21 protein-coding genes are annotated in these 22,062 nt (G+C 45.3%); 4 read left to right on the plus strand and 17 right to left on the minus strand.

Going from position 1 to position 22,062, the window contains the following annotated elements; all coding sequences use genetic code 11:
- Positions 1–5: 5 nt before the first annotated feature.
- The 3 genes from C5749_RS07230 to C5749_RS07240 form a co-directional block, all read right to left on the minus strand.
- Positions 6–1,472 carry a RagB/SusD family nutrient uptake outer membrane protein gene (locus C5749_RS07230; protein WP_219847916.1) on the minus strand — a complete coding sequence of 489 codons (1,467 nt, stop codon included), beginning with the start codon at positions 1,470–1,472 and terminating at the stop codon, positions 6–8.
- 24 nt (positions 1,473–1,496) lie between these two features.
- Positions 1,497–4,670 (minus strand): SusC/RagA family TonB-linked outer membrane protein, encoded by a 3,174-nt coding sequence (locus C5749_RS07235; protein WP_219847917.1) that lies wholly within the window; start codon positions 4,668–4,670, stop codon positions 1,497–1,499.
- A 251-nt stretch (positions 4,671–4,921) separates the two neighbouring features.
- Complete coding sequence (locus tag C5749_RS07240) at positions 4,922–5,617, minus strand: FadR/GntR family transcriptional regulator (protein WP_105724358.1); 696 nt, start codon at positions 5,615–5,617, stop codon at positions 4,922–4,924.
- A gap of 189 nt (positions 5,618–5,806) precedes the next feature.
- On the opposite strand from C5749_RS07240, the gene C5749_RS07245 reads away from it, so the two are divergent.
- On the plus strand, positions 5,807–6,526 hold the full coding sequence (locus C5749_RS07245; RefSeq protein WP_105724360.1) for a DUF4198 domain-containing protein: 720 nt from the start codon (positions 5,807–5,809) through the stop codon (positions 6,524–6,526).
- 95 nt (positions 6,527–6,621) lie between these two features.
- Here C5749_RS07245 and C5749_RS07250 read toward each other — a convergent pair whose 3' ends face one another.
- The 4 genes from C5749_RS07250 to C5749_RS07265 are packed head-to-tail and all read right to left on the minus strand — an operon-like array spanning position 6,622 to position 13,759.
- Positions 6,622–10,470, minus strand: coding sequence for a cobaltochelatase subunit CobN (locus tag C5749_RS07250; protein WP_105724362.1), 3,849 nt, complete (start codon positions 10,468–10,470; stop codon positions 6,622–6,624).
- Positions 10,470–10,808, minus strand: a complete 339-nt coding sequence (locus C5749_RS07255; RefSeq protein ID WP_105724364.1) for a DUF2149 domain-containing protein — start codon at positions 10,806–10,808, stop codon at positions 10,470–10,472. The genes C5749_RS07250 and C5749_RS07255 overlap by 1 nt, the downstream gene beginning before the upstream one ends.
- 3 nt (positions 10,809–10,811) lie before the next feature.
- Positions 10,812–11,402 carry a MotA/TolQ/ExbB proton channel family protein gene (locus tag C5749_RS07260; protein WP_105724366.1) on the minus strand — a complete coding sequence of 197 codons (591 nt, stop codon included), beginning with the start codon at positions 11,400–11,402 and terminating at the stop codon, positions 10,812–10,814.
- 14 nt (positions 11,403–11,416) lie between these two features.
- Positions 11,417–13,759, minus strand: a complete 2,343-nt coding sequence (locus C5749_RS07265; RefSeq protein ID WP_105724368.1) for a TonB-dependent receptor — start codon at positions 13,757–13,759, stop codon at positions 11,417–11,419.
- A gap of 153 nt (positions 13,760–13,912) precedes the next feature.
- Here C5749_RS07265 and msrA point away from each other — a divergent pair, with 153 nt between their 5' ends.
- A complete protein-coding gene (gene msrA, locus C5749_RS07270) occupies positions 13,913–14,584 on the plus strand; it encodes a peptide-methionine (S)-S-oxide reductase MsrA (RefSeq protein ID WP_105724370.1) in 672 nt (223 codons plus the stop codon).
- Here msrA and C5749_RS07275 read toward each other — a convergent pair.
- The 9 genes from C5749_RS07275 to C5749_RS07315 form a co-directional block, all read right to left on the minus strand.
- Positions 14,570–14,803 (minus strand): hypothetical protein, encoded by a 234-nt coding sequence (locus tag C5749_RS07275; protein WP_105724372.1) that lies wholly within the window; start codon positions 14,801–14,803, stop codon positions 14,570–14,572. The genes msrA and C5749_RS07275 overlap by 15 nt on opposite strands.
- A 277-nt stretch (positions 14,804–15,080) precedes the next feature.
- Positions 15,081–15,464, minus strand: coding sequence for a DoxX family protein (locus tag C5749_RS07280; protein ID WP_105724374.1), 384 nt, complete (start codon positions 15,462–15,464; stop codon positions 15,081–15,083).
- Between the two features lie 7 nt (positions 15,465–15,471).
- Entirely contained in the window at positions 15,472–15,939 is a 468-nt protein-coding gene (locus tag C5749_RS07285) for an SRPBCC domain-containing protein (RefSeq protein WP_105724377.1), read from the minus strand.
- A 9-nt stretch (positions 15,940–15,948) separates the two neighbouring features.
- The gene (locus C5749_RS07290) at positions 15,949–16,269 is read right to left on the minus strand and encodes an ArsR/SmtB family transcription factor (RefSeq protein WP_105724379.1); all 321 of its coding nucleotides are present in this window, start codon (positions 16,267–16,269) and stop codon (positions 15,949–15,951) included.
- A gap of 67 nt (positions 16,270–16,336) precedes the next feature.
- Complete coding sequence (locus C5749_RS07295) at positions 16,337–16,738, minus strand: VOC family protein (protein WP_105724381.1); 402 nt, start codon at positions 16,736–16,738, stop codon at positions 16,337–16,339.
- 3 nt (positions 16,739–16,741) lie between these two features.
- Complete coding sequence (locus C5749_RS07300; protein WP_105724383.1) at positions 16,742–17,194, minus strand: SRPBCC family protein; 453 nt, start codon at positions 17,192–17,194, stop codon at positions 16,742–16,744.
- A gap of 20 nt (positions 17,195–17,214) precedes the next feature.
- Positions 17,215–17,592: an iron chaperone gene (locus C5749_RS07305; RefSeq protein ID WP_105724385.1), complete on the minus strand. Its 378-nt coding sequence runs from the start codon at positions 17,590–17,592 to the stop codon at positions 17,215–17,217.
- On the minus strand, positions 17,585–17,959 hold the full coding sequence (locus tag C5749_RS07310) for a DoxX family protein (protein WP_105724387.1): 375 nt from the start codon (positions 17,957–17,959) through the stop codon (positions 17,585–17,587). The genes C5749_RS07305 and C5749_RS07310 overlap by 8 nt, the downstream gene beginning before the upstream one ends.
- 18 nt (positions 17,960–17,977) lie before the next feature.
- Positions 17,978–18,403: an SRPBCC family protein gene (locus C5749_RS07315; protein WP_105724389.1), complete on the minus strand. Its 426-nt coding sequence runs from the start codon at positions 18,401–18,403 to the stop codon at positions 17,978–17,980.
- 141 nt (positions 18,404–18,544) lie between these two features.
- Here C5749_RS07315 and C5749_RS07320 point away from each other — a divergent pair, with 141 nt between their 5' ends.
- Both C5749_RS07320 and C5749_RS07325 read left to right on the plus strand, forming a co-directional pair.
- Positions 18,545–19,522 (plus strand): GlxA family transcriptional regulator, encoded by a 978-nt coding sequence (locus C5749_RS07320; protein ID WP_105724391.1) that lies wholly within the window; start codon positions 18,545–18,547, stop codon positions 19,520–19,522.
- A gap of 4 nt (positions 19,523–19,526) precedes the next feature.
- A complete protein-coding gene (locus tag C5749_RS07325; protein WP_105724393.1) occupies positions 19,527–20,948 on the plus strand; it encodes an RtcB family protein in 1,422 nt (473 codons plus the stop codon).
- 9 nt (positions 20,949–20,957) lie between these two features.
- On the opposite strand, the gene C5749_RS07330 is transcribed toward C5749_RS07325, so the two are convergent.
- A complete protein-coding gene (locus tag C5749_RS07330) occupies positions 20,958–22,061 on the minus strand; it encodes a PepSY-associated TM helix domain-containing protein (protein ID WP_181151305.1) in 1,104 nt (367 codons plus the stop codon).
- Position 22,062 lies beyond the last annotated feature (1 nt).

The raw sequence follows: 22,062 nt of genomic DNA on the forward strand, positions 1-22,062 counted from the left end.
GAAATTTAAAATATATATCCATCGGTTTGTTCAAGCAAGGGATTCAAGTCTATCTGCGCTTGCGGTATCGGGAAAAACAAGGGAATATTTTTACCCTGCAAATTAGGAACTTCTTCATATGCGTCTATCGTCCCACCAAAGTGAAAGCGTACCAAATCCGGCCAACGTTTCAGTTCGAAATAGTTTTCTTTGAAAGACTCGTTTAAAATGGCTTCCTCAATGCTCCGTTTTGTCTGCGGACCAGTATACGGACCAATTCCCGCACGCTGACGTACCTCGTCCAGCGCTGTTACCGAGGCGTTCAATTGTTCGAGTCCAGCTAAGGCTTCTGCATATAATAATTGCAAGCCGCCCCACCGATAAATAATAATATCGTTATCGTAATGTCTATCATCGCTAAAGCTAGTTCCACGAAATTTGTTATCGAAAATGCCGATCGTACTTCCATTTGCGGCTACAGCCCTGATGATCGACACATTTGTCCTTTTATCGTGCGGATACGCTGCAAAAGCTTCTATCAGCTTGGTGCTCGGCGCATATACACTACGTGCACCGTTCAGCGCATACGGTATTTGCGCAGCATTGACAGCATTTTGCACAAAAATATTCCGGGGCTTTAATCTGCTACTATAATGGTCGGACTTCTCATCACGTTGAAAATGCAGGGAAAACAATATTTCTGCATTCTTTTTACTATCCGTGGCGAAGATATCACTAAACTCGGCCATAGGAGATACGGCTGCCAGCGCTATCTGTACCGATTGCAGCGCTTGCTCCAGATCCGCCTGATTTCCTTGAAGCACTTTAGCCTTCCACAAAAGTAATTCAGCCTTCAGCGCATGTGCAGCCGGTTTGGAAGCTCTCGATTTGTTTAAAACACCCTCCTCTGGAAAGAGTCCAATAGCCTGGTCCAGATCTGTCAATAGCCGTTGCGCCACGTCTGCAGCCGCCATACGTGGCAAAGGCTGCTTATCATCGCTTTCCGTAGGTTCTAATTCCAGCGGAACATCCCCAAATGTCCGAATCAAAATGAAATATACGTACGATCGGATGAACACTGTTTCTGCCATCGCCCTGCTCCGATCACGCTCATTTACATAGTCAATAGTAGGCGCATATTTAAGCAACATGTTACACTGCTGAATTACTTCATACAGCTCCAGCCAGTTCGGTGCGTTGGCATTGTTCAGGTTTTGTTGCCAAGCCGGCGTTACACCAGATTCCAACCCCTGCTCGAAAGTGTCTCCTCGGTCCTCTAACCAATACGTGGTATTCATTACGCCATTGGTCCCCGTACCACTACCTCCGCGAAATTTATTGTAAATGCCCGTTAAGTAACCATTTACGTCGTCAGGCGCATTCCAAAAGCCATTGCCAATGATGGCGGATTCTTGGTCAACATCCAGTATGCTATCACAACCCGATAACAAACAGATGGAACAAACTAAAATTAAAATATTCTTAAAACGCATAATACATTTGTTTGATAATCTTCATTAAAATGTCGTCGAAATCGCAAGGTTAAACTGTCGTGGCCTAGGATATTCACCTTGGTCATTTCCCTTATATATCTCTGGGAAGAGACCATCGTAAAACGTCAAATATCCCAAATTAAAGGCTGCCACCGTGAGGTTTAGTCCCTTCAACCGCGCTTTCTTGAGCCAATTTCCTTGAAATTGGTAAGATAACGAGAGCTCCCGAAAGGCCAAGAAGTCTCCCTTTGAATAATACAGCGAATTATTGCTGCTATATCCTGAAGTTCCGCCTATACCGTTAGGATTACGCAAATGGTTACGGAAATTGTAGTCCGCGTCACTTTGTACCGTGTAACGTGGAATTTCAGCCACGTCACCTTGCTCGTTCCATACGTTATCGCCCAACACATCCTTAATAATCATGTTGTTATTCCGTGCGCTCGCCATCACTCTGGCTTTCCAAGAATTATCGATTACGTGCCCAATTGCATAGTCCATTACAAATCTAAAGGTGAGCGATTTATACCGAAAGGTATTGACCATCCCGCCTTGTTTATCTGGTCGTATATAACCCATGAATACCATATCGCGGTAATCGATGATACCATTTCTATCCTTATCATACCAGATGGCGTCTCCACCGACTTTCTGCCTTCCGTTGGCCTCCACATCTTCTTCCGCGTGCATCGCTTCTTCGTCTGTGCTGTACACGCCGATCATCTGATAAGCATACCGGGCACCAAACCGCTCACCCTCTGCAAATCCACCGACCTTGACATACTCCTGTTTGTCGGTATCCCAGACAAAATTCCCTCCGCTTCTATTCTTGTCCTCTTGATTTTCCGGCATCTTAATTACCGTTGCCTTATTAAATGAGAATGTGAATCCGAGGTCCCAATTGAAATTTTCCCCTCGTATAGGTTGACTCGAAAGCTGCAAGTCAATTCCTCTATTGCGGATAGAGCCAAAATTGCTTCGGATAGATGCGAATCCAGTGGAAGCCCATAGCGGTCTCATAAATAAGCGATCACTCGTCACTTTGTTATAATATTCCGTCGTCAACTGCAACCTGTTGTCAAAGAATCCCCAGTCAGCCCCTATATCAAATGACGTAGTCGTCTCCCAGATCAGATTACGGTTAGCTAATACGGAATTATTTATCCCTACAGCACCATCATAAGGAAAACCGGCTGTATATTCGCCCTGCGCATCCGCTATGGATAACTCATTGTTTCCTGTTTGGCCCCAGCTGGTTCGAATCTTCATCTGATTCACGTAGGGTGAAATGTTTTGCCAAAAACTTTCCCGGTGCAAGTTCCATCCTGCGGAGAAACCAGGGAAAAATCCCCACCGGTTATTTTCCGCAAATCGGGAAGACCCATCCACGCGGAAACTGGCCGATAGCATGTATTTCGCCATGTAATCGTAGTCTGCACGACCAAAATAACTCATGATTACATCGGTCGCTTTAACTGTCGTAATACGCTGCGTTTCGGGCGCCGTCGCATTCAGTGTCGGAATATAATCCGTTGGCGCATTATATCCGCTACCTCTCATTTGATAAGTATGATCGTTAATATAACTCGAGCCTAGCAATACGTTGATATGGTGCTGCTCCGCAAAACGTTTATCATACGTCAGCAAAGCATCCGCTTGAATCTTGCGAAACTGATCATGTACCGCACTCGCATTCCGGTTACGGTTTGTTTCATTGGAGGCTTCAAAATAATTCTCGATACCCTCCGTCGTGTTGTAGTATAACGCAGGAGCAAACTTGAGTCCGGGTAGGATATTATAATCCAGTCCCAGTCCTATCGTCGTCCGATATACCTTTACATCATTATATTTTTCTTTGTAATACACCTCATAATGACGACTCCGGAAACTGGCGGGTCCCTCGCCCGGTGCAGGCAATCCGTCCTCGTAGTAATCACGATACGTAAATGGCATTGTGATCGAACGGGAAAGCACATTTTGATAATTCCATGGCGCATTGGAGGTCCTCATCTGATAGGAAAAATTGGAGCGTAGCTTCATTTTTTCATTCAAGTTGTATTCGCCGTTGAAAAGCGCGCTGTAGTTCTTATATTCCGTCCCTACAACGGTACCCGCCTGATTGTTATGCCCCAGTCCAAGATAATAATTACCCACATCTCCACCTCCGCTTACGTTCAGATCATATTGAGTGGAACGACCATTTTGCAAGGTCATGTCCTGATAATCCGTTTCCTTAAAGATCAAATGCTTCTGCGTCACCGGATCGATCATCGTCTCCCAACCCTGGTTTTCCATCAAATCCGCCACATAGTCCTGGCCGTACTCTTGTAGATAGGTATCCAAGAAAGCCAACGTATTCCTACTATTACGTGGATTACCCGTAGACATCCCATAGGCGCCGCTAGACAGGAACATCTCCGGATTCGTTTTATTAAACTTGTGAGTATTGAGTCGACTGATGTAAATATAATCCCGCGCACTAGCAAAATCGTATCGTTTACCTAGTTGTTCTAACGCCGGTGTAATTTTAAAATTGATGGTCGGTTTCCCTGCGCTACCAGACTTTGTTTTAATGATAATAACGCCATTAGCAGCGCGTGCTCCGTAAATCGCGGTGGATGCAGCATCTTTAAGCACCTGCATCGATTCAATATCATCCGGATTTAAATCCGAAATATTTCGCATCGTTCCGACAACACCATCCACAATCATTAACGGCGCGTCACCCTCCGGCGACGTTGAACTTCCACCGCGAATGAAAATCTGTGGATTTGCCCCCGGCTGGCCGTTAGATACCTGTAAAGAGACCCCTGCAACCTTTCCCTGCATCTGCAATAATGGGTTTTGCCCGGGGGCATTGGCGAACTCTTGCGCATCCACTTTACCGACAGAAGTGGTCACCGTCGCTCGGCTTTGCTCACCATAGCCGATAACCACCACCTCATCCAAATCAGTCTGCTCCTTTGTCAGCAGCACATCGAGATTCCCCTCTGTGGGAACCTTTACCACTTGCCTACGGTATCCTACCGCAGTAAAAACGAGTTCACTGTCGACTTGCTGTGCCTTCAATAGGAACGTCCCCGCTGTCGATGTCGTCGTCGATGAGCCACTACCCGTTACCGTCACGCCTTCCAAAGGCGTTCCTTCGCTGTCCTTCACTTGTCCCGATACATCTCGAATCTGTCCAAATAATGGCATACAACAAATTGATAAAATAAAAAAAGAAAATAATTTCTTTAAAACTGATTCCCTCATAATCAGAATTTTAATGATTTAAAATTGATTTATTTAATACTTATGTAGAACATATAAACAAATATAAAGTATTAAAATTAACACTTGCAACTTTTTAGGTTATTTTTTTAAGAATTTTGTTTTTTTAGTATTAATTGGCTGTAGAGGTGGTCTTATAAATGAAAAAAGGAGAACTTTTCTCCTTTTTTCATCTTTTAGCTTAATCGATCAAAATGTGGGCTTAGATGGATTCGCATAGCTTCTTTAAATTCCTGTGGCGTTCCGTTTTTTATTATCTCTACTAGATCCCCATGTCCAACATCGCTTATAGGTGGAATACCGTATAGCTTCTCTTCTTCAGAAACGACATATTCAAAAATAGGCAAAAGCAAATTTTGGAAGCGCATAATGGTCGTATTTCCCGTCATAGCGTATAACTTGCCGTGAAAAGCAATCTCATGCTTCACTTTAAAAGAAGCTTTATTCTGATTTATACTCTTTTGTACAATTCTTTCGAGTTCGGCCACATCGTCATCTGTTTTTCTACGAAAAATCAAATCGGCCAATCCCATTTCCAACACCATCCGCAGTTCAAACAAATCTTGCAATGTCTGTTGTTCTAAAATCAGTGGATCTAATACACGTTCAAAACCACCGAATATGTCGGGTTCCGACAAGACCATACCGCGCTTCTTTTTTGATTCAATCATACCTAGCATCTTCAATCTACTCAAAGCTTCCCGCACGACATTGCGGCTCACCTGAAGCGCTTCCGCAAGTTCCAATTCCTTTGGTATGGCATCTCCAGGCTTAAACGCATTTTTCTTAAAATAGTCGAGCAGCCTTTTTTCTACAATATCTGCCATCGTCACACTTTCCACCTTTTCTATTTGATACGACTCTAATCCCATATGTTTAAAATTTGTTCAAATGTAGCACATAAAAATAGTATAAATTATTGTTTTTTTTTAAACATAGCTGATTATGTCCCTACTCATTGTTTCTAAAAGTGAACCTTCATGGACGATTTGTATCTATTTTGTTGCAGATTAATTTCAAGTGCGTATATTTGTCTGGAATCAGTCTAAATAAAATATAACATGAAGAAAACTCCATTATTCGTGCTTTTTATAGCACTCCTATGCAACAGTTTATCACAGACGGCCTATGCACATGCTCTTTGGATAGAGGCGTCGCAGGTTGGCAAGAAAAACGGGACACAGACTGTCAAGGTGTTTTATGGTGAATACGAACACGGCACTAGGGATCTGGTCAAAGATTGGTATGCTGATGTAAAAGAACTCGAGCTCTGGGTGCAACATCCCAGCGGTCAATCTACGAAGCTGGAAACGAGCGTCGCGGCCGATCACCTTTCAGCTTCTTTTACTCCAGAACAAGAGGGACTATATCTCTTCCATACCACCCATGCTGCAAGTGAACTAGGCGGGCAAACGAAGTACGTTTTTTCAGCATCTCTTCCTATAGTCGTAGGCAAATCGGATCGGATGACCGCCAATCCTAAAGAAATAAACCTGTTAGCCTTTGTTGCGCCCAGTGAAAATCGAGTAAAGCAAACAGTCGATATCGTTGTCATGGACGAAGGAAATGCGCTTGCCGATGCCGCTGTTACCGTAATCAGTGCAGAAGGCTGGGCAAAAACCTTTAAAACAGACGCATCCGGAAAAGTAAGTTTTCAGCCGCTATGGGAAGGCATGTATGTCGTCGAAACAAGCAAATATTCCCCTGAGGAAGGTATTTGGAATGATAAACCACACACCCATGTTTGGCATGGCGCAACCACTGTTTTCACCGTCAATTAAAATTATATGTCAGTACTCCTATTATTGGAGTAGCGAGGCACTATGAGCAAAAAGCATGAGCTAATTAGACAAGCTAATCGGCTCATGCTGCTTTGCTACGGCCTGTGACTTCCACCTAGAAAACCAAGCCCAAATACCAACACTAAGACCAGGAGTATCTTCCCATCCAGCTCTTTTTCCATCGGGGTATTTTCTCCCGCTTTGAACAACGTCTCTTCCTTCATTTTATAGCCCTTCAACGACTGATCCGCCGCAGTTCGCGAGGTCTCGGTAGGTTGATCATAAGCACTTGCTGGTATCTTGGCCGCCGGGGCCTCTCTGCCCCGACCCGTTAGATCCGCAGCGCCGGCGATATTTTCTGCTTTTGCGATAGCCTGCACCGTTTCCAGATAAACCATTTTCAAGTTATTTACCGTTGTTTCGTCGGGCTTCCAGTATTCTTTTCGTGTCACCTCCAGCATCTTTTCCAGCATGGCTTGATATGCATATAAGTTGTCTGCGTCTGCGAAACGCTGCTTCATGTCCAGCTCATATTTATCCGCCACGTATACATCATGCCATTCCTGCCAATCCTCAGGACGGATAGCCTGATCTGTCGTCGCCTGCCAGCCCCACATATTATCCGTTACCTGACCGATCATCCGTGCTCCCGCATAGCCCTCGTCCAACATGTTTTCTATCCAGCTCGGGTTCAGATACCGCGTATTCATTTCCCTACCGATAAACTTATCCAACGATTCCTGCCGCATGGCCGAAGGGTCTGTCAGGTTGCTTACCATCACATCAGGCTCCGTACCATCCAGCGTCTTAATGGCTAACGTCATTCCTCCAAGATACTGGAAGAAATCGTCATTATCCAGCACACCATATACATTCGTCGAACGGCTATGCACGACAGCTTTCGTTCCCGAAAGCGCTTTACGAAACATGGATAGCGCAAGATCTTTCCCCGTCATCTCCTGTACCTCACCGTCATCCGCACCCCAAAACCCCTGTCCGTAGAGATGCCCCGAACGGTTAAAATATACCTCCGCGATATCCCGATTATCTTCCCATTTATCCGATGCCTGCACCGCATTATCTACACCAATACCATAGGTTCCACTGGCCGATCCAAACAGTCTCACCATCGCCAAGCGCTGGCGTAGGTTGGCATCATCCACCCCTAGATCCGCTAGCTGACGCGCGGTCGAATCCACGTGTAGCCGCACCACGTTATCCTTTTCCGGAGCCTCATAAGCTAGCGCTACCGCCTGATCCAGTAGCTGCATCATCTGCGGAAACATATCCCGGTACAACCCCGAGGGCGTAACCAACACATCTACGCGGGGACGGTTCAAGCTATCGCGCGGAATCAACTCCACGCCTTTTACTTTGCCAAACCCATCGTACGTGGGCCGCACACCGAGCAGATTCAAAATCTGCGACTCCATGATTCCTTCATGGCGAATGGTCTCGACCGACCACAAATTAAACGCCACCTTATCGGGGAATACCCCTTCGTGCTGCTCGAGGTAACCCTTTACAAGTTCGTCTGCCAGTGCGCTACCCGCTTCATAGATATCGGCGGAAGGCATGCGTGATGGATCCAACGCATAGAAGTTTCTCCCGGTGGGCAAGGCATCTGGGTTCCGTATCGGATCGTTCCCCAGAGCAGGTTCGATGAACTTACCCTCCAATGCATCCAATAGCGCCTGCATTTCTGCGGGCCCACTGCGCATAATACGATCAAAAAATACATCCGTAAGGGAGTCCCTTTCGTGCTGTGGCACATTTATCTGTCGGCCTGACATTGCCACTGCCGTAAGACGCGCCTTGGCCGGGTCTGGCGACACGCCAAACGTATGCATCCCCATGGGAGTTTGCTTCTCGTTCAGTTCTTGTAGATAATGCTCCAAGCGCTGCACATCGTTACCAGTTATATCACCTTCTATATCCAGATCGCGTCCGATGTTTATCTGTTTGGCCAGCCGCTTGATTTTTTTCAGGTGCGCATCAGCTAGAACCGTACTCTTCTCCGAGGCCACACTATAATCATTTATCGCTCCCGCAAGCTCCCGCAACTCAGGTCGCAGTCCCGCCTCCTGAAAAGGCGGTGTCAGGTGGTCGATAATCACTGCTCCTCCACGCCTTTTGGCTTGTGTACCCTCTCCCACGTTGTCCATGATATACGGATAAATATTCACCATCGATCCCAGTAGTGCGTCTGGTGCATCGTCGGCGTCCAACCCCGCCTCCCGACCCGAGAGCCATTCCAAAGTACCGTGCGTACCCAAATGGATAAGCGCATCGGCCTGCTGCTGTTGCTGCAAGTAAAGATAAAATGCGATATATTGGTGGTGGGGCGGTAAACTCACATCATGAAACAACGCCTCTTCATCCTCGTCCCAGCCTCTCGCAGGCTGTGGCATCAAGTGGATGTTGCCATAGGTCACCTGTGGCAGCACCAAATAACGCTCTTTTTTGTCGTCTGTCCATACCATGATCCTGGCGGAATCTGGTTCACCCCATTTATCAACCACCTGTTGCCGGAATCGCGGATGGAGGTTGGCAAACCATTCCTTATACACTTTCATCGGTATCAACACAGGCCGCTCTTCCCTTACCAAACGCACCAGTTCCTCCGGAGTCTGGGAACCGATATTTCTTCCCCCAGACATAACCCTTTCGAAAACTGCTTTTTCTGATAATCGGTCCGAGCCTACATCATAACCATTTTCATCCAATGCCGTTAAGATACGGTATATACTATGAGGCAATACGTTCAAATAGCTTGCGCCGATATTGTGTTTGCCCGGATGTCCGTTATAATAAATGAGTGTTATCTCCTTCTTTGCATTGGGTTTCTTGCGCAATGCTGTCCACGCCTTCACTTTTCCCACAAGATGCGCTATCCGCCCCGACAATTGCGTTTTTTGTTTGAAACGATTCCCCTGCTGATCGGCGACGATTTCCTGCGTAGCCAAAACAGTGGGTTGGATCTGCCCCATTATTTCCGGTCGGGCCAACGCCAGACTCCGCTGAGCTATAGAAATCCCGATGGTAGACTCCGCCCACGCTGCTTTCGTTTGCGACACCGAAATTCCATTGATAACCGGTACACCTAAGGCGCTAAACGCCACGGCCAGCTTTTCGGGGCTTCCTCCCGGCAGCGACGAACAATTGACTAACACGTCTATACGTGGTTTTCCTTTTGCATGGATACAAAAATCTTCTAATACCCTTTCCAAAGGGAAGCCATAGCAGAGCATCACATTGAATCCGGCATCTGCCAGACCTTTTGCATAAGCACGCAGATAGCCGTCCTGTCCGGTTACGAATTCATATCGAAAGCCATAAATAGCTACCCAGGGCGCATCTGCCGAGTCCGTCTCATAAGCTTCTTGAAAATCCTCTACTGCTGTATACAGCTTTCCCGTTCGCCAATCGATCATCGCATAATCCGGAAAATCCATGGGACCCTGCGGCGCAAAGATACCACCCAGATGCCTATCGCAAAGCAATTGCACCAATCGCGTCATATTCAACCCGTTCGGATTATCAAAATAAGGCTCCAGCGTCGCGTCAAACTGCATTCCCCAAGCCTCGTAATTGGCCGCTTCGGCCGTATGCCCTACGGCATATACCACGCCTCCACGCTCTATGACTTTCTTCATTTGCTGGGCAAAACGCTGTACCACCTGCGGCGTATGCACATAGCACACAACTACATCCGCCGTTTCCACTGCAGAAGCCCCATTCTGGGTGGTTACGATGTCAAACCGATCCGAAAATTGCGGTATCCGGCCTAAGGTATCCATCGCATCGACCACCGGTTTGCTATAATTATCCGACATCAACAGCGCTATCCGTAAGCGCCTTTCGGCATCCTGCGCTTTCAAGGACGGCGATACGATAAAGAAAAGCACCACGCCGCAGAGTAAACACCAAAACTTTCTTACCATTAATTTTCGGGGATATAAATGACCTGTCCGTCTTCCAGCTGGTAGGCTGTTCCCAACCGCTCGCCCTGTCCCGCGGCTTCTTCCGGCGACACTTTCTGGACCTTTATTTCTTTACCCTTTTTATTGATAATTTCCATTTGGCCGTCCTTATTTTTCTTAGTCAATGTAAATTCCGTCTGCGCGTCGAATAGTTCTAGCATATTCAGCGCAGACATCAACGCCAGGATCATTGCCACAATCAGCACGATACTGATGTCAAATAGATTAGCCACCCCGCTAATGGGGTCTTCTAATGGCTCTTTCGTACTACTCGATTTATATTTGTTCAGTAACCTCATTTTTTATATGATAACATTATTATCCATAGCATGCACTTTTTTCACCGAAGGCTTACCGGCTTCGGTGCGCAGTTTTCGTTCGATGATAGCCTCGCAGGTCAGGAAGTCCCGTGAGAGCCATTGTTCGCGTTTTAAGGAAATCAAATACGCGAGGATACCACATACCAGGCCGATAATGGTCGCCGTAAAAGCCGTCACCATATGGCTGGCCATCGCAGACATATCGCCCGTAGATAGGGTAGAGAGTGATTGCCCCATCGGGATCAACGTACCCACAAGCCCTAGCGAGGGGGCCACTTTGACCAAAAACCGAATCCTATCCAATTTTGCGTTCTCCGCCTTTTCCCACAGCTGCACCAATTCCGTCAGATTGATATCAGCCTCTCGTTCATTTGTCAGTAATGTTTCTATTTCCGCTTCGTACTTCTGCAAAAATAGCAGGACACGCTTCTTTTTACGACGGAAGACCACTTCACGAACAAATGCGCCCAATGACCATAGTACCCAGAAGACCATTAATAGAAGCCCTAGAAAAACCGGCAGATGCAATAGACTACCAATCTGGAATAAAAGATTTTCAATAAGTTCAATCATGATTTCATGTTATTTTACAGTTGATAATTAATCCCTACGAAGAGTGTCCTGCCGGGTGCATAGTAATAGCTCGTCGGCGAAGTATAGCTCCCGTAATACAACTTGTCGAATACGTTGTTGATCGTCAGGTTTACGCCCATTGGGCCGATACGCCTTTCCAACTTCAGATCGACCACGCGCACCGCATCCATTTTCTTTTCGGCAGTATTTTCCAGATCGCCAAAAAACGTATCGGTGTGCCTGCCCCAGATACTGATGTGGCCTATCCGTGGATTGTCGTATATAAAAGCTCCTGAATAGATATTGCGCGGATTGTCGTTCATTTCCTTGCCCTCATATTCGGGGTTTGGTTCATATTTTTTTATTTCTGACTGGTTGTGAAAGTAGCTGGCCTGTATCGTCACAAACGGAGAAATGTTATATTTTACCGAACTTTCCAGCCCCCAAAGACCGACCTTACCGATGTTGATATATCGTCTTACCGGCAGACTGCCCGGATCGAAGTACTCCGGCACTTCCGATGCATCGATCAGCACGGCAGATAGGAAATCGCTATACTGCGACCGATATACGGTTGCCGAAAGCTCCAACTTGTCCATCAATTGCAGATCCGCTCCGAAATCAATCGAATAGCGCATCCGTTCCGGTTTCAGTTCCGGATTTCCCAACCGGAAAGAAGAGCCCAACGGCGCAGCATTGTACATATAGAATGCTCCCGGCGCCCTGAACCCTGTAGCATATACCGAGCGTAAACGCAAGTTGGCCAAGACATCATAGGTTAGCCCCACCTTGGGCGTCCATACCGAGGAATGCGCATTGTCATACGCTATAAACACCCCATCACCCGACATATCATCCGCAAAACGTCCATTGCGGTTTGCCCACCGGTCGAAGCGTAACCCTAGATTGGCATGCAGTTTTTGGGTAAAACTGATATCATCATTCAGGAAAAAGGAAATAAAATCTTGCCTGCCACTGAAATTCTGATCACCCTTTTCGGGGTAATGTTTTCTCGATGCCACCTCCGTAAAACGCAGATCGGCACCCACCGTGATGTCATGGTTCCAAACGCTATGACTCACCTTAGCAATCATCCCATACGTATCGAGCGGCACCCGAGAAATGTAGTTCGTTCTATTAAACGCCAGCTCTTCCGCATTCCAGGCTCTGGCGTGCGATGCGCGGTTTTGCAAGTTGTAGTAGACCACAATATCTGGAGCAAACTTTGCCTCTGTGTTGTGGTAGCGTAGTTGATAATTGCCCGTGAAGGTGCGGTCGTCGTAGATGGTTGAAGTGCCCGATATTGGCTCCTGCTGGTTGAAATCGGCCGTAGCGATAAACATCCCGCCGTTGTCAAAATCGTACGTCAGTTTTGTATTGATGTTCAGCAAAGACATTTTGGGCTTTTGATAATGGTCTTTCCAAAGGCTGTCTGCCATGTAAGCATAACCATCGGTGTGTTTATATTCAGCAAACGCAATCGCTCCCCAGCGCTTGGCAAACCGCTTTCCTACTTTCAGACTCGCTTGGTAGGTATTCATCGATCCGTAGCGAAAATCAGCTCCTACGATAGGTTTGTCTGTGGGGAGCTGCGTAACGAGGTTAATGGTTCCGCCCATGGAGCTCGAACCATAAATAGATGAACCCGGACCGCGCACCACTTCAATACGCTCCAAACTGTTTCCGGCCAAACTGTTCCATTCCGAAACCCCTCCTGTATACGCATCATTTATGGGTACTCCATCTTTTAGTACCAAGGTTCGGTTTGCTGCCCCTGTACCTCGTAATATGACCCCTGTATGTGTGCCCGTGGTCGTCAGTCCGCGACTTCTATCTACCATCACGCCGGGCACAAAGGCCAAAGCTTCATCGATCGTCTGGATCTGCTGGAGCTCCGGCGCACCTCTGTGCAGTACCGACACACTAGAGGCAATCTTACGGAGTTCTTTCGGCATAGTAGATGCCGTGACCGACACCGCATCTAAAAATTGAGGTTTCGGCCTTAGTACCCACTGTAGGTGCTGTACCTCGCCTGCCAATAGTTCAATATATTCTTCCCTCGGCAGATAATTGACATGTGACACCTCCACATGCAGTGACCTGGCTGTTGTTATTGTACATTCACCATTTGCATCGCTTACTGCTACTACGCCTCTTCCCCTCTGGATGATAGACGCGTTAGGAATCGGGCGTCCGAGCGAGTCTTCCAACTGCACAACCAGTTGCACAAGCTGCTGCCGAGTCTGCGCCCGTCCCTGCACGGTTAGCACAAACAGTAAAGCCATCAATATGAATAGCCCCCTCCACGGGCCATTGCGTGAGATTTCGGAGATTGATCTCTGTTTTAAAAAATTCATAGTTGTTTATTAAAAAGCAATTGAGTTGCAATTATAACAACTATAATCATTAAATGCAACAAAGATGCATACAATGAGTAAGTTCGATTTGTATGTTACAGAAAAAGAAGATTTAAAAATTCGTAACTTTAAATAAATTAAAAGGACATTGTTATGAAAAGCCAACAGATCATTCCCTGCAGCAGCAGGTTAAGTTTCTTCCTGCTATTTACCCTTTCGATCTCCTGTGCGCAGACGAAATCCAACAATGATCCCACTGCGATGCAGAGCCATAAAGCCATTAATCTGGCAGCGGATACAGCTACATTTGCCGCCGGATGTTTCTGGTGTGTTGAAGAACAATTCAAGCAATTGGCAGGTGTCAGTGCCGTGATATCCGGCTATACCGGTGGCCACGTCCGCAATCCTAGTTATCGACAGGTAACGACTGGCAGAACGGGGCACGCCGAAGCCTGTAATATCATTTATAATCCTGCCGAGATCTCTTACGATGAATTGCTCGCCGCATTCTTTGTTGCCCATGACCCCACGCAGCTGAACCGTCAGGGTGCCGACGTGGGCACCCAGTACCGTTCAGCGATTTTTTACCATAACGCAAATCAAAAGCGCCTTGCCGAATTTTATATCAAGCAATTGGATGACGAAAAGGCATACGACAAAAAGATCGTAACGGAGGTTAGTCCTTACGATAAATTCTATGTCGCGGAAGATTATCATCAGGATTATTATGTCAATAATATGAGCGAACCATATTGCCAAATGGTCATTCAACCCAAACTGGAAAAATTTAGAAAGGTGTTTAAAGGGAAACTAAAACAACAGTAAGCTTTTGGCATAGTTTACCGCAACCCTATGTGCATGTTTCGCCATATCACTCTCCGCCAGAATTGTCTGCTGTAACTCCGCAGAACGTTCTTCGTCATTCCTAGGTGCATCGTCGTTGCTTTCACTTTTGATTTCTCGTTCTTTGAGGCTATTTATTAACTCAGGTTTAGTTTTGGACAGAGAGTATGGTTCTTCTGATTCTTTTCTTTCGTGGTTCATATCGTCTTTATTAATTGTTTATATACAAAAATACACGGCTGGATGACAACTGTATGTCAGTAGGATGTTGCGGTATAACGCCCTCCCGACGAAAATGACGTCATTGTCAAGATTATTTTCTTCCTTTTCAATTTAGTAAAAATCAAAAAGTTTATGATTGTGTTTATTGTACTCACCATACAAAGTTACGTGTGAATAGAAAATCTGAGCCATGGTAAAAACGACAACTTGAGGGGTAAATCATGACAAAAAGTATCAGTTGGATTTAGGGCGATATTCATTTTTTATGGATTAAAAGTTTCCGCGTATTCGGTCGGAAATACCAAGACACCATGGTCAACACAAGTAGCAAGGAAGGTCCGAAATATTCCATCGCTTCGTCGCCAACAGCAATATGGGTAAAAATTGCGCCTGTCATCAAAAAGAAAAAACCGGCATAAGCCCACTCTTTAACCAACGGAAGTCTAGGTACCAGCACCGCTACACCCCCCAATATTTTCCAAACGCCAATAATTGTCAAAAAATAGACCGGATAGCCCAGCTCATTCATTTTTTTGACTTCCTCGTCCATCCGGATAATCTGAACAATCCCTGTTGAAAACATCCCTAAGCTCAACCAGAGGGTTGCTATCCAATAAATAATTTTGTCTCTCCTTTTCATCGCACATTTATATTAGTTCACCCATTATTTTTTCCAGTTGGTTATGCGCCATATTGATTCCCGCCGCAAATGGCATTTGTAGTATCATATCCCTGTCTTCCACCGACTTGTATATCACATGCATAGTCAGTTTACTCCTATCGTCGGCCAATTCCGTAAATTCCAAAAATTCAAGCTGCACCGGGAATGGTGTATTTTCCATTTCAAACGTTCTGGTGATTCTGGTATTAGGCACCAATTCATGGATAACACCATTCGCCCGGAAAAGGATATTACCCTGTGCATCCTTCGTCTCAAATTGGTAGCTTCCGTGCGGTTTACTTTCCATTTTCAGGACTTTGTTGCCCATCCATTGCTCCACCAGTTCAGGTTCGATATGGGCTTTGAACAGCAGGTTTAATGGCAGTTCAAACTCCCTCGTAATGACGATTTCCTGTTTACCATCTATGGCATCTATTTTTGTCTTTTTTTCCATGATATTCGTTTATGTTGATTTATAGTTTTTCATGAGGCTTTCTAATTTATTAAACCTGTCATCCCAAAGCTTTCGGAACGGTTCAATGAAATCGGCGATTTCTTTCATCTTATCTGCATTAAGATGATAATAAATTTCTCTCCCCTGCTGTTCCTGTTTCAACAATTCGCAGGCGGTAAGTATCTGCAAATGTTTTGAAACCGTTGGTCTGGCCGTATCAAAATTGGAAGCAATAACCCCTGCTGTCATGGACTGGGTAGCCAGCAGCAAGAGGATCGCTCTTCTAGTGGGATCGGCAATGGCCTGGAATACGTCTCGTCTTAAATTCATTGCGAAGTCATTTGACTACAAATATAAATGTAGCCAAATGACTTCGCAAGTATTTTTTAAAAAAAATTTACATCGCTAATATCCATCTCACCTCAAACATATCGATTATCTCTACCAATTTTTGGCTCTCTTGATCGACAGTGGCAGAATGTGCAGTACCAGATCCGAGCTTTTCAATTAATGACTGCCTTTCACCCACGGTCTTGCAATGTAGAAAAACGGCCATATAATTGCCGACTTTCCTTCCTTCATTATATACAAGATCTGACCCATGGATAGTGATACTATCAGAAAAAAGTGAGCCAATAACGATAGGATTTTCTGGATGCCCCTGCCATTCTGTTTCAAAAGGCTCGAACAGCAGTGAACCGCCAAAGCAAGTTTGGTAAAAGGCGAGTGCTTCCCTACAGTTACCCGAAAAAGTAATGAAGACAGCACTCGCACATTTGTCACGGTTAGAAACGATCATAGTTTATTGCCCATCAGGTATTTCAGGTTCTACGAGCTTAATTAACTTGTCGAGCGACTCCTGCCAACCCAAGTAACACATCTCTGCAGGAATTGCTTCGGGAATACCCTCTTGTACCACTTTCAGTTCTGTACCACATGAAACCTTATTCAGCCATACGGTTGTTGTCATTTCTCCCGGTAGAGCGGGATCGTCAAACTTATCGGTATATTTAATAAACTCATTCGGCTTTATTTCCACATACGTTCCACCAAAAGAGTGTCGATTTCCTGTACTGAAATTAATAAATGTCATGTGGTATGTCCCCCCTACCTCAAAGTCCATCTTTTGGACTGTACATACGAAGCCATAAGGCGGCAACCAAGTTGCATGCGCTACAGGATCTGAAAATGCGCGGAATACCTTTTCGGGACTTGCCTGGATTACGCGGTGTAATGAAACTGAATTTTCCATGATAGTGAAATTATTTAAGTGAACTATTTATTTTTTTCTCCTTTTTCTTCATTCTCTTCCTTGCGAAAAGTGATTATTTTTCCGATCAATGCTTCAGGCAGCGGCTTATCCATGGGCATCTGTATGACCGATTTACTTGTTTTATAGCCCTGCAGATCGGCTTTAAAATGTTCCCAAAACGCCTCGCTATATGGGTGAGATAACGAAATATGTTTGGGAAATGCACAATAGTATAGCAGATATCCTTTGTATTTAAAGCATGGAATTTGATAGCTAATGCCTTCTACTGCATCTGGTACTATTTCATGAATAATTTTCCGGATAGTCTGCATCCGTCCCAACGCTTCGCCACTGAACGCCTCGTGGTATTCATCGATGGTCTGATAATTTGTTTTAGCCATTGTTCTGTATTTTAATGTTATACCGATAAGAAACAGCAAGAATACCCAACACGACCAAAGGCATCAGCATGAAGCCGATATTTTGATCTACACAAGCATGGCTGATGAAGGCGAAGATCAAATTGAAAGTGAGTCCGGCATATGCCCATTCTTTTAATTTTGCAGGTGCTTTTGGATAGGAAATAGCCAACACGCCCAGTACCTTACATATGATCAATGCGTATGCAAAGTAATCGGGGTAGCCCAAAGGTCTGGTACCTATAGTCGCTTGCTCTGGTGAAAAAAGTAGTGCACTGAGCGGCATAACGCCTTCCCACAGGATAATGATAGTAGTTGCTACCCAAAAGATTATCTTATTTCTTTTCATAATAGTAAAGATTAAGGTTTACGACTGGGTTGATTCAACATAACGCACAAAGTTGTGCAATATAGCCTGCCACCCTTGTTTCTGAAATTCCGGATCGTTCTCAGTTTCCGCATCAAATGTGGTTTCTATTTTGGTTTTACCACCTTGTGGAGTAAACAATGTAGTCGACCTTCTGCCATCGGACATGGTGTACGAGATCTCTTTATGCAGCTCTACGCTATCATAAATGCCTTCAAAATCAAAACCAAAGCTACCGTCTTTGGCCTCCATCCTGTTTTTAAACTTCCCGCCTACTCTCAAATCATTTTCACTGCTTGGCGTATGCCAGCTTGAATCGGGCGTGTTCCATTGCATGATATCACTTGGTGTGTTCCATGCCTTCCAAACATCTGCTACGGGAGCATTTGCTACTGCTTCTACCGTAATTCTTGTTACTTGTGTCATCGTTAAACTTCTGATTATTAATTATTATAATCCAAAATTAATAAAGAATACACGACTACAACTATTGCAAAAACGACAGCCTTAGGGGTAAATTATGACAAAACTATTTGCTAACTTGTTGCCCTAAATAATTTCATCGCTATGCAGATTTCTGTCTTTGTTCCTGAGTATGGTGTTATTGAAGCCATTACACCGCCATTCCGAACCTTTCAAACTGCCAACGAGTTCCTCACCGTATTCGGCAAGAAGCCTGTTTTTACAGTCGAGTACGTCGGTCTGCAAGATTATGTACCGGCAAACAATGGCGAATACGTCATCAAAACCAATAGGCTACTCCAAGATGTAACCGAAACGGACTTATTGATTATTCCTCCAACCTTCGGTGACACGGTCAAAGGAATCCAAGCCAACGCAGAAGCGATCCCCTATTTTAAAAAACTGTACGAAAAAGGTTCATGTCTCGCCAGTTTATGTATCGGAGCCTTTCTTTTAGCCGAAACTGGATTGCTCAACGGTAAGAAATGTTCCACACACTGGGCACATGTAAACGAGTTCAGAGAACGATATCCTCATGTGGAAGTCGAAGACGGTGCGATTATTACCGAGCACGACAATATTTACAGCAGTGGTGGGGCAAGTAGTTTATGGAACCTCATCCTATACCTGGTAGAAAAGTTTTCCGACAGAGAAACAGCCGTCATGATCTCCAAATATTTTGCGCTGGATATCGGGCGGGATAGCCAATCCCAATTTGCGATATTCAAAGGGCAGCGAAATCATGGAGATGATGCTATCAAAAAAGTGCAGGACTACATTGAAACCCACTATCAGGATAAAATTTCCATCGAGATGTTGGCCAATTTGGTCCATATAGGTCGTCGAACCTTTGAAAGACGATTTAAGGAAGCCACCAATAATACCCCCATTGAGTATATCCAGCGGGTACGGATAGAAGCCGCTAAAAATTTCTTTGAGGCCTCCCGAAAGAACGTCAGCGAAATCATGTTCGATGTAGGTTATACCGACACCAAAGCATTTCGGGATACCTTTAAAAAGATTACGGGGCTTACCCCTATTGAGTACAGAAATAAATTTGCGAAGGTGGCTACTGAAGTTTAAAAATATGGAAAATAAAAGAATTAACGGTAACGACTTACTTGACTTAGGATATAAAGAAAACCATGCCATGGGCGTGGCATTGAAGATCAATAAGAAAAGACTCGGTTTCAGTCGAGAGCAGATGTTGGTAAAATTCAAGGATGTACTGGATCACCCAGAGTCTTATTTAAACGACAAGACCTTTAAACCCTTGGCAGAAATCCTGTTAAATATCGACGCGATCGAAAAAGAAACGATTTCTTTGAACGAAACTCCAAATGAGTATGCTGTATATGGCGAAGACCATATTGAAGAAGGAGCTAAAAAGCAGATGGACGTCGCGATGAAGCTGCCTGTAACCGTCGCAGGTGCCCTTATGCCCGATGCACACCAAGGTTACGGCTTACCGATCGGTGGCGTATTAGCGACCAATAACGCCGTTATCCCTTATGGTGTAGGTGTGGACATCGGTTGCCGAATGGCACTTTCGGTATTTGATTTACCGGCTGATTATCTGGATACCAACCACGATACGTTAAAAGCGGTGCTAATGGGTAATACACGTTTTGGCGCAGGTCACGGTTATTTGAAACACGAACGCGTGGATCACGCTGTTTTGGACAATGACCTATTCGATACCCATGATTTTATCCGATCGTTGAAGGACAAAGCCTGGACACAGTTAGGCTCTTCCGGTGGCGGGAATCACTTTGTGGAATTCGGCGTAATAGACTTTGCAGAGGCAGACAAAGCCTTGGGCGTAGCGCGCGGAAAATATTTGGCGCTATTAACGCATTCCGGTTCGCGTGGACTGGGTGCAACCATCGCGGGTCATTATACCAAACTCGCGAAAGATATCTGTAAGCTACCCTATACAGCGCAAAATTTGGCTTATTTGGATCTGGATACGGCCGAAGGACAGGAATACTGGTTAGCGATGAATCTAGCTGGCGATTACGCCTCGGCCTGTCATGAGGTTATCCACGATAAGATCAAAACAGCATTGGGTGCCGAATTACTGGCCAAGGTCGAGAACCACCACAATTTTGCATGGAAAGAGCAGTTTGAAGGAGAAGAAGTGATCGTTCATCGTAAAGGTGCCACCCCGGCAAGTAAAGATACAATGGGTATCATTCCGGGTTCAATGGCTACCCCAGGCTTCTTGGTAAGAGGCAAAGGAGAAGAAGCAGCCATTAACTCGGCGTCACACGGTGCCGGACGTCTGATGAGCCGTACACAGGCGATCAAAACGCTGGCATCCGCGGATTTGAAGACAATGCTTGAGCAACATGGTATTACGTTACTTGGAGCCGGAATGGACGAAGCGCCTATGGCGTACAAGGATATTCATACCGTGATGGCCGCGCAATCCGATCTAGTCGATGTTGTGGCGACCTTCTCTCCTAAGATTGTCCGTATGGCAGACGACGGGTCGAGGGAGGATTAAATAGATCGCTCAAGCACGGCGCTTTTTCTTCTTTCCCCATTTTCGGTTGTACCATATCAAAAAACCCGTTAAAGGAAGGCTGGCACAAAACATGGAACAGATGAAAGCAAAAATTTTGCTAGGCAGCCCCATGAAAGAGCCAACATGTAGATCAAAATTCATGGCGCGAATCTTATCGGCTGTGTTCAAATCATCTGTACCGTAAGCATAGAGCAACTGAGCTGTTTGTCGATCATAATATAACCACTCGAAGTGGTACGTTCTGCTTTTTAACATACGGACTTGAAAATCGTAAGGCGCATCTTCCGCTTCCCGGACACGCATCGACACCATATCTGCTTTCGGATAGCGCCGCAAGACATCAGCAAACGCACTATCCAAACCACGCTTGTCGGAGCCTCCCGTTGGCGCTGACTTAGGGATTTCCCATTGCGTGCGATGCTGTCCTCCACTAAAACTATAGGTAAAAGCTTGGTCAAACCAAGAGAAAGAATAAACTAGCCCCGTCATGGCTAGCACTAAAGCAGGGATTAACATATAAAATCCCCAAACGTTATGTAGATCGTAATTCAACCTTTTAAAAGAAGCCTTCCATTTAACAGTAAATGATTTTTTTAAATGCTTTCGGTTCCATTTTTTAGGCCACCAGAGTACCAGTCCACTTAGGCAAAGTAATAAAAAGATGAGGATAGAATATGCCACAATGGGTTGCCCGATTTCCTTCCCTAAGAGCAGGTTTCGGTGCAGTTCGAGCACGACCCGAAAGAACTCTCTGTTTTGGTCTTCCACATAGATAACGTCCGCGGTGTAAGGGTTGACATACACCCTATATTTAGCACCTGCACGGAATACCCATGTGCGGCCAGGGGCAGGCTGTATATCAGCCCGGACAATCTCGTGCGAAGCAGGTACGGCGGCTTGTGCCTGGGCAACCATGACCGAAAGCGGTTGATATGGAACATTTTCTATCTGGACATAGCATCTATCGCGATAGGCTAACTCCCTTATTTCATCAATAAATACATAGAGGCAGCCCGTTATACTGACAATAAAGGTAATCAAGCCCGTTATTAAGCCTAACCACAAATGTAACCATCCATTTAGCTTCTTCAAT

Origin of the sequence: Sphingobacterium gobiense, from assembly GCF_002980575.1 — a bacterium.
GTDB classification, from domain to species: Bacteria; Bacteroidota; Bacteroidia; order Sphingobacteriales; family Sphingobacteriaceae; genus Sphingobacterium; species Sphingobacterium gobiense.

What these genes read in the sequence shown, in the direction of transcription:
- C5749_RS07295 (WP_105724381.1), bottom strand. Translation starts at nt 16,738, where the DNA reads ATGATCGTTTCTAACCGTGACAAATGTGCGAGTGCTGTCTTCATTACT.
- msrA (WP_105724370.1), top strand. Translation starts at nt 13,913, where the DNA reads ATGAAAAGCCAACAGATCATTCCCTGCAGCAGCAGGTTAAGTTTCTTC.
- C5749_RS07325 (WP_105724393.1), top strand. Translation starts at nt 19,527, where the DNA reads ATGGAAAATAAAAGAATTAACGGTAACGACTTACTTGACTTAGGATAT.
- C5749_RS07265 (WP_105724368.1), bottom strand. Translation starts at nt 13,759, where the DNA reads ATGAATTTTTTAAAACAGAGATCAATCTCCGAAATCTCACGCAATGGC.
- C5749_RS07290 (WP_105724379.1), bottom strand. Translation starts at nt 16,269, where the DNA reads ATGAATTTAAGACGAGACGTATTCCAGGCCATTGCCGATCCCACTAGA.
- C5749_RS07240 (WP_105724358.1), bottom strand. Translation starts at nt 5,617, where the DNA reads ATGGGATTAGAGTCGTATCAAATAGAAAAGGTGGAAAGTGTGACGATG.
- C5749_RS07230 (WP_219847916.1), bottom strand. Translation starts at nt 1,472, where the DNA reads ATGCGTTTTAAGAATATTTTAATTTTAGTTTGTTCCATCTGTTTGTTA.
- C5749_RS07255 (WP_105724364.1), bottom strand. Translation starts at nt 10,808, where the DNA reads ATGAGGTTACTGAACAAATATAAATCGAGTAGTACGAAAGAGCCATTA.
- C5749_RS07315 (WP_105724389.1), bottom strand. Translation starts at nt 18,403, where the DNA reads ATGACACAAGTAACAAGAATTACGGTAGAAGCAGTAGCAAATGCTCCC.
- C5749_RS07235 (WP_219847917.1), bottom strand. Translation starts at nt 4,670, where the DNA reads ATGCCATTATTTGGACAGATTCGAGATGTATCGGGACAAGTGAAGGAC.
- C5749_RS07275 (WP_105724372.1), bottom strand. Translation starts at nt 14,803, where the DNA reads ATGAACCACGAAAGAAAAGAATCAGAAGAACCATACTCTCTGTCCAAA.
- C5749_RS07280 (WP_105724374.1), bottom strand. Translation starts at nt 15,464, where the DNA reads ATGAAAAGGAGAGACAAAATTATTTATTGGATAGCAACCCTCTGGTTG.
- C5749_RS07320 (WP_105724391.1), top strand. Translation starts at nt 18,545, where the DNA reads ATGCAGATTTCTGTCTTTGTTCCTGAGTATGGTGTTATTGAAGCCATT.
- C5749_RS07250 (WP_105724362.1), bottom strand. Translation starts at nt 10,470, where the DNA reads ATGGTAAGAAAGTTTTGGTGTTTACTCTGCGGCGTGGTGCTTTTCTTT.
- C5749_RS07245 (WP_105724360.1), top strand. Translation starts at nt 5,807, where the DNA reads ATGAAGAAAACTCCATTATTCGTGCTTTTTATAGCACTCCTATGCAAC.
- C5749_RS07310 (WP_105724387.1), bottom strand. Translation starts at nt 17,959, where the DNA reads ATGAAAAGAAATAAGATAATCTTTTGGGTAGCAACTACTATCATTATC.
- C5749_RS07285 (WP_105724377.1), bottom strand. Translation starts at nt 15,939, where the DNA reads ATGGAAAAAAAGACAAAAATAGATGCCATAGATGGTAAACAGGAAATC.
- C5749_RS07305 (WP_105724385.1), bottom strand. Translation starts at nt 17,592, where the DNA reads ATGGCTAAAACAAATTATCAGACCATCGATGAATACCACGAGGCGTTC.
- C5749_RS07260 (WP_105724366.1), bottom strand. Translation starts at nt 11,402, where the DNA reads ATGATTGAACTTATTGAAAATCTTTTATTCCAGATTGGTAGTCTATTG.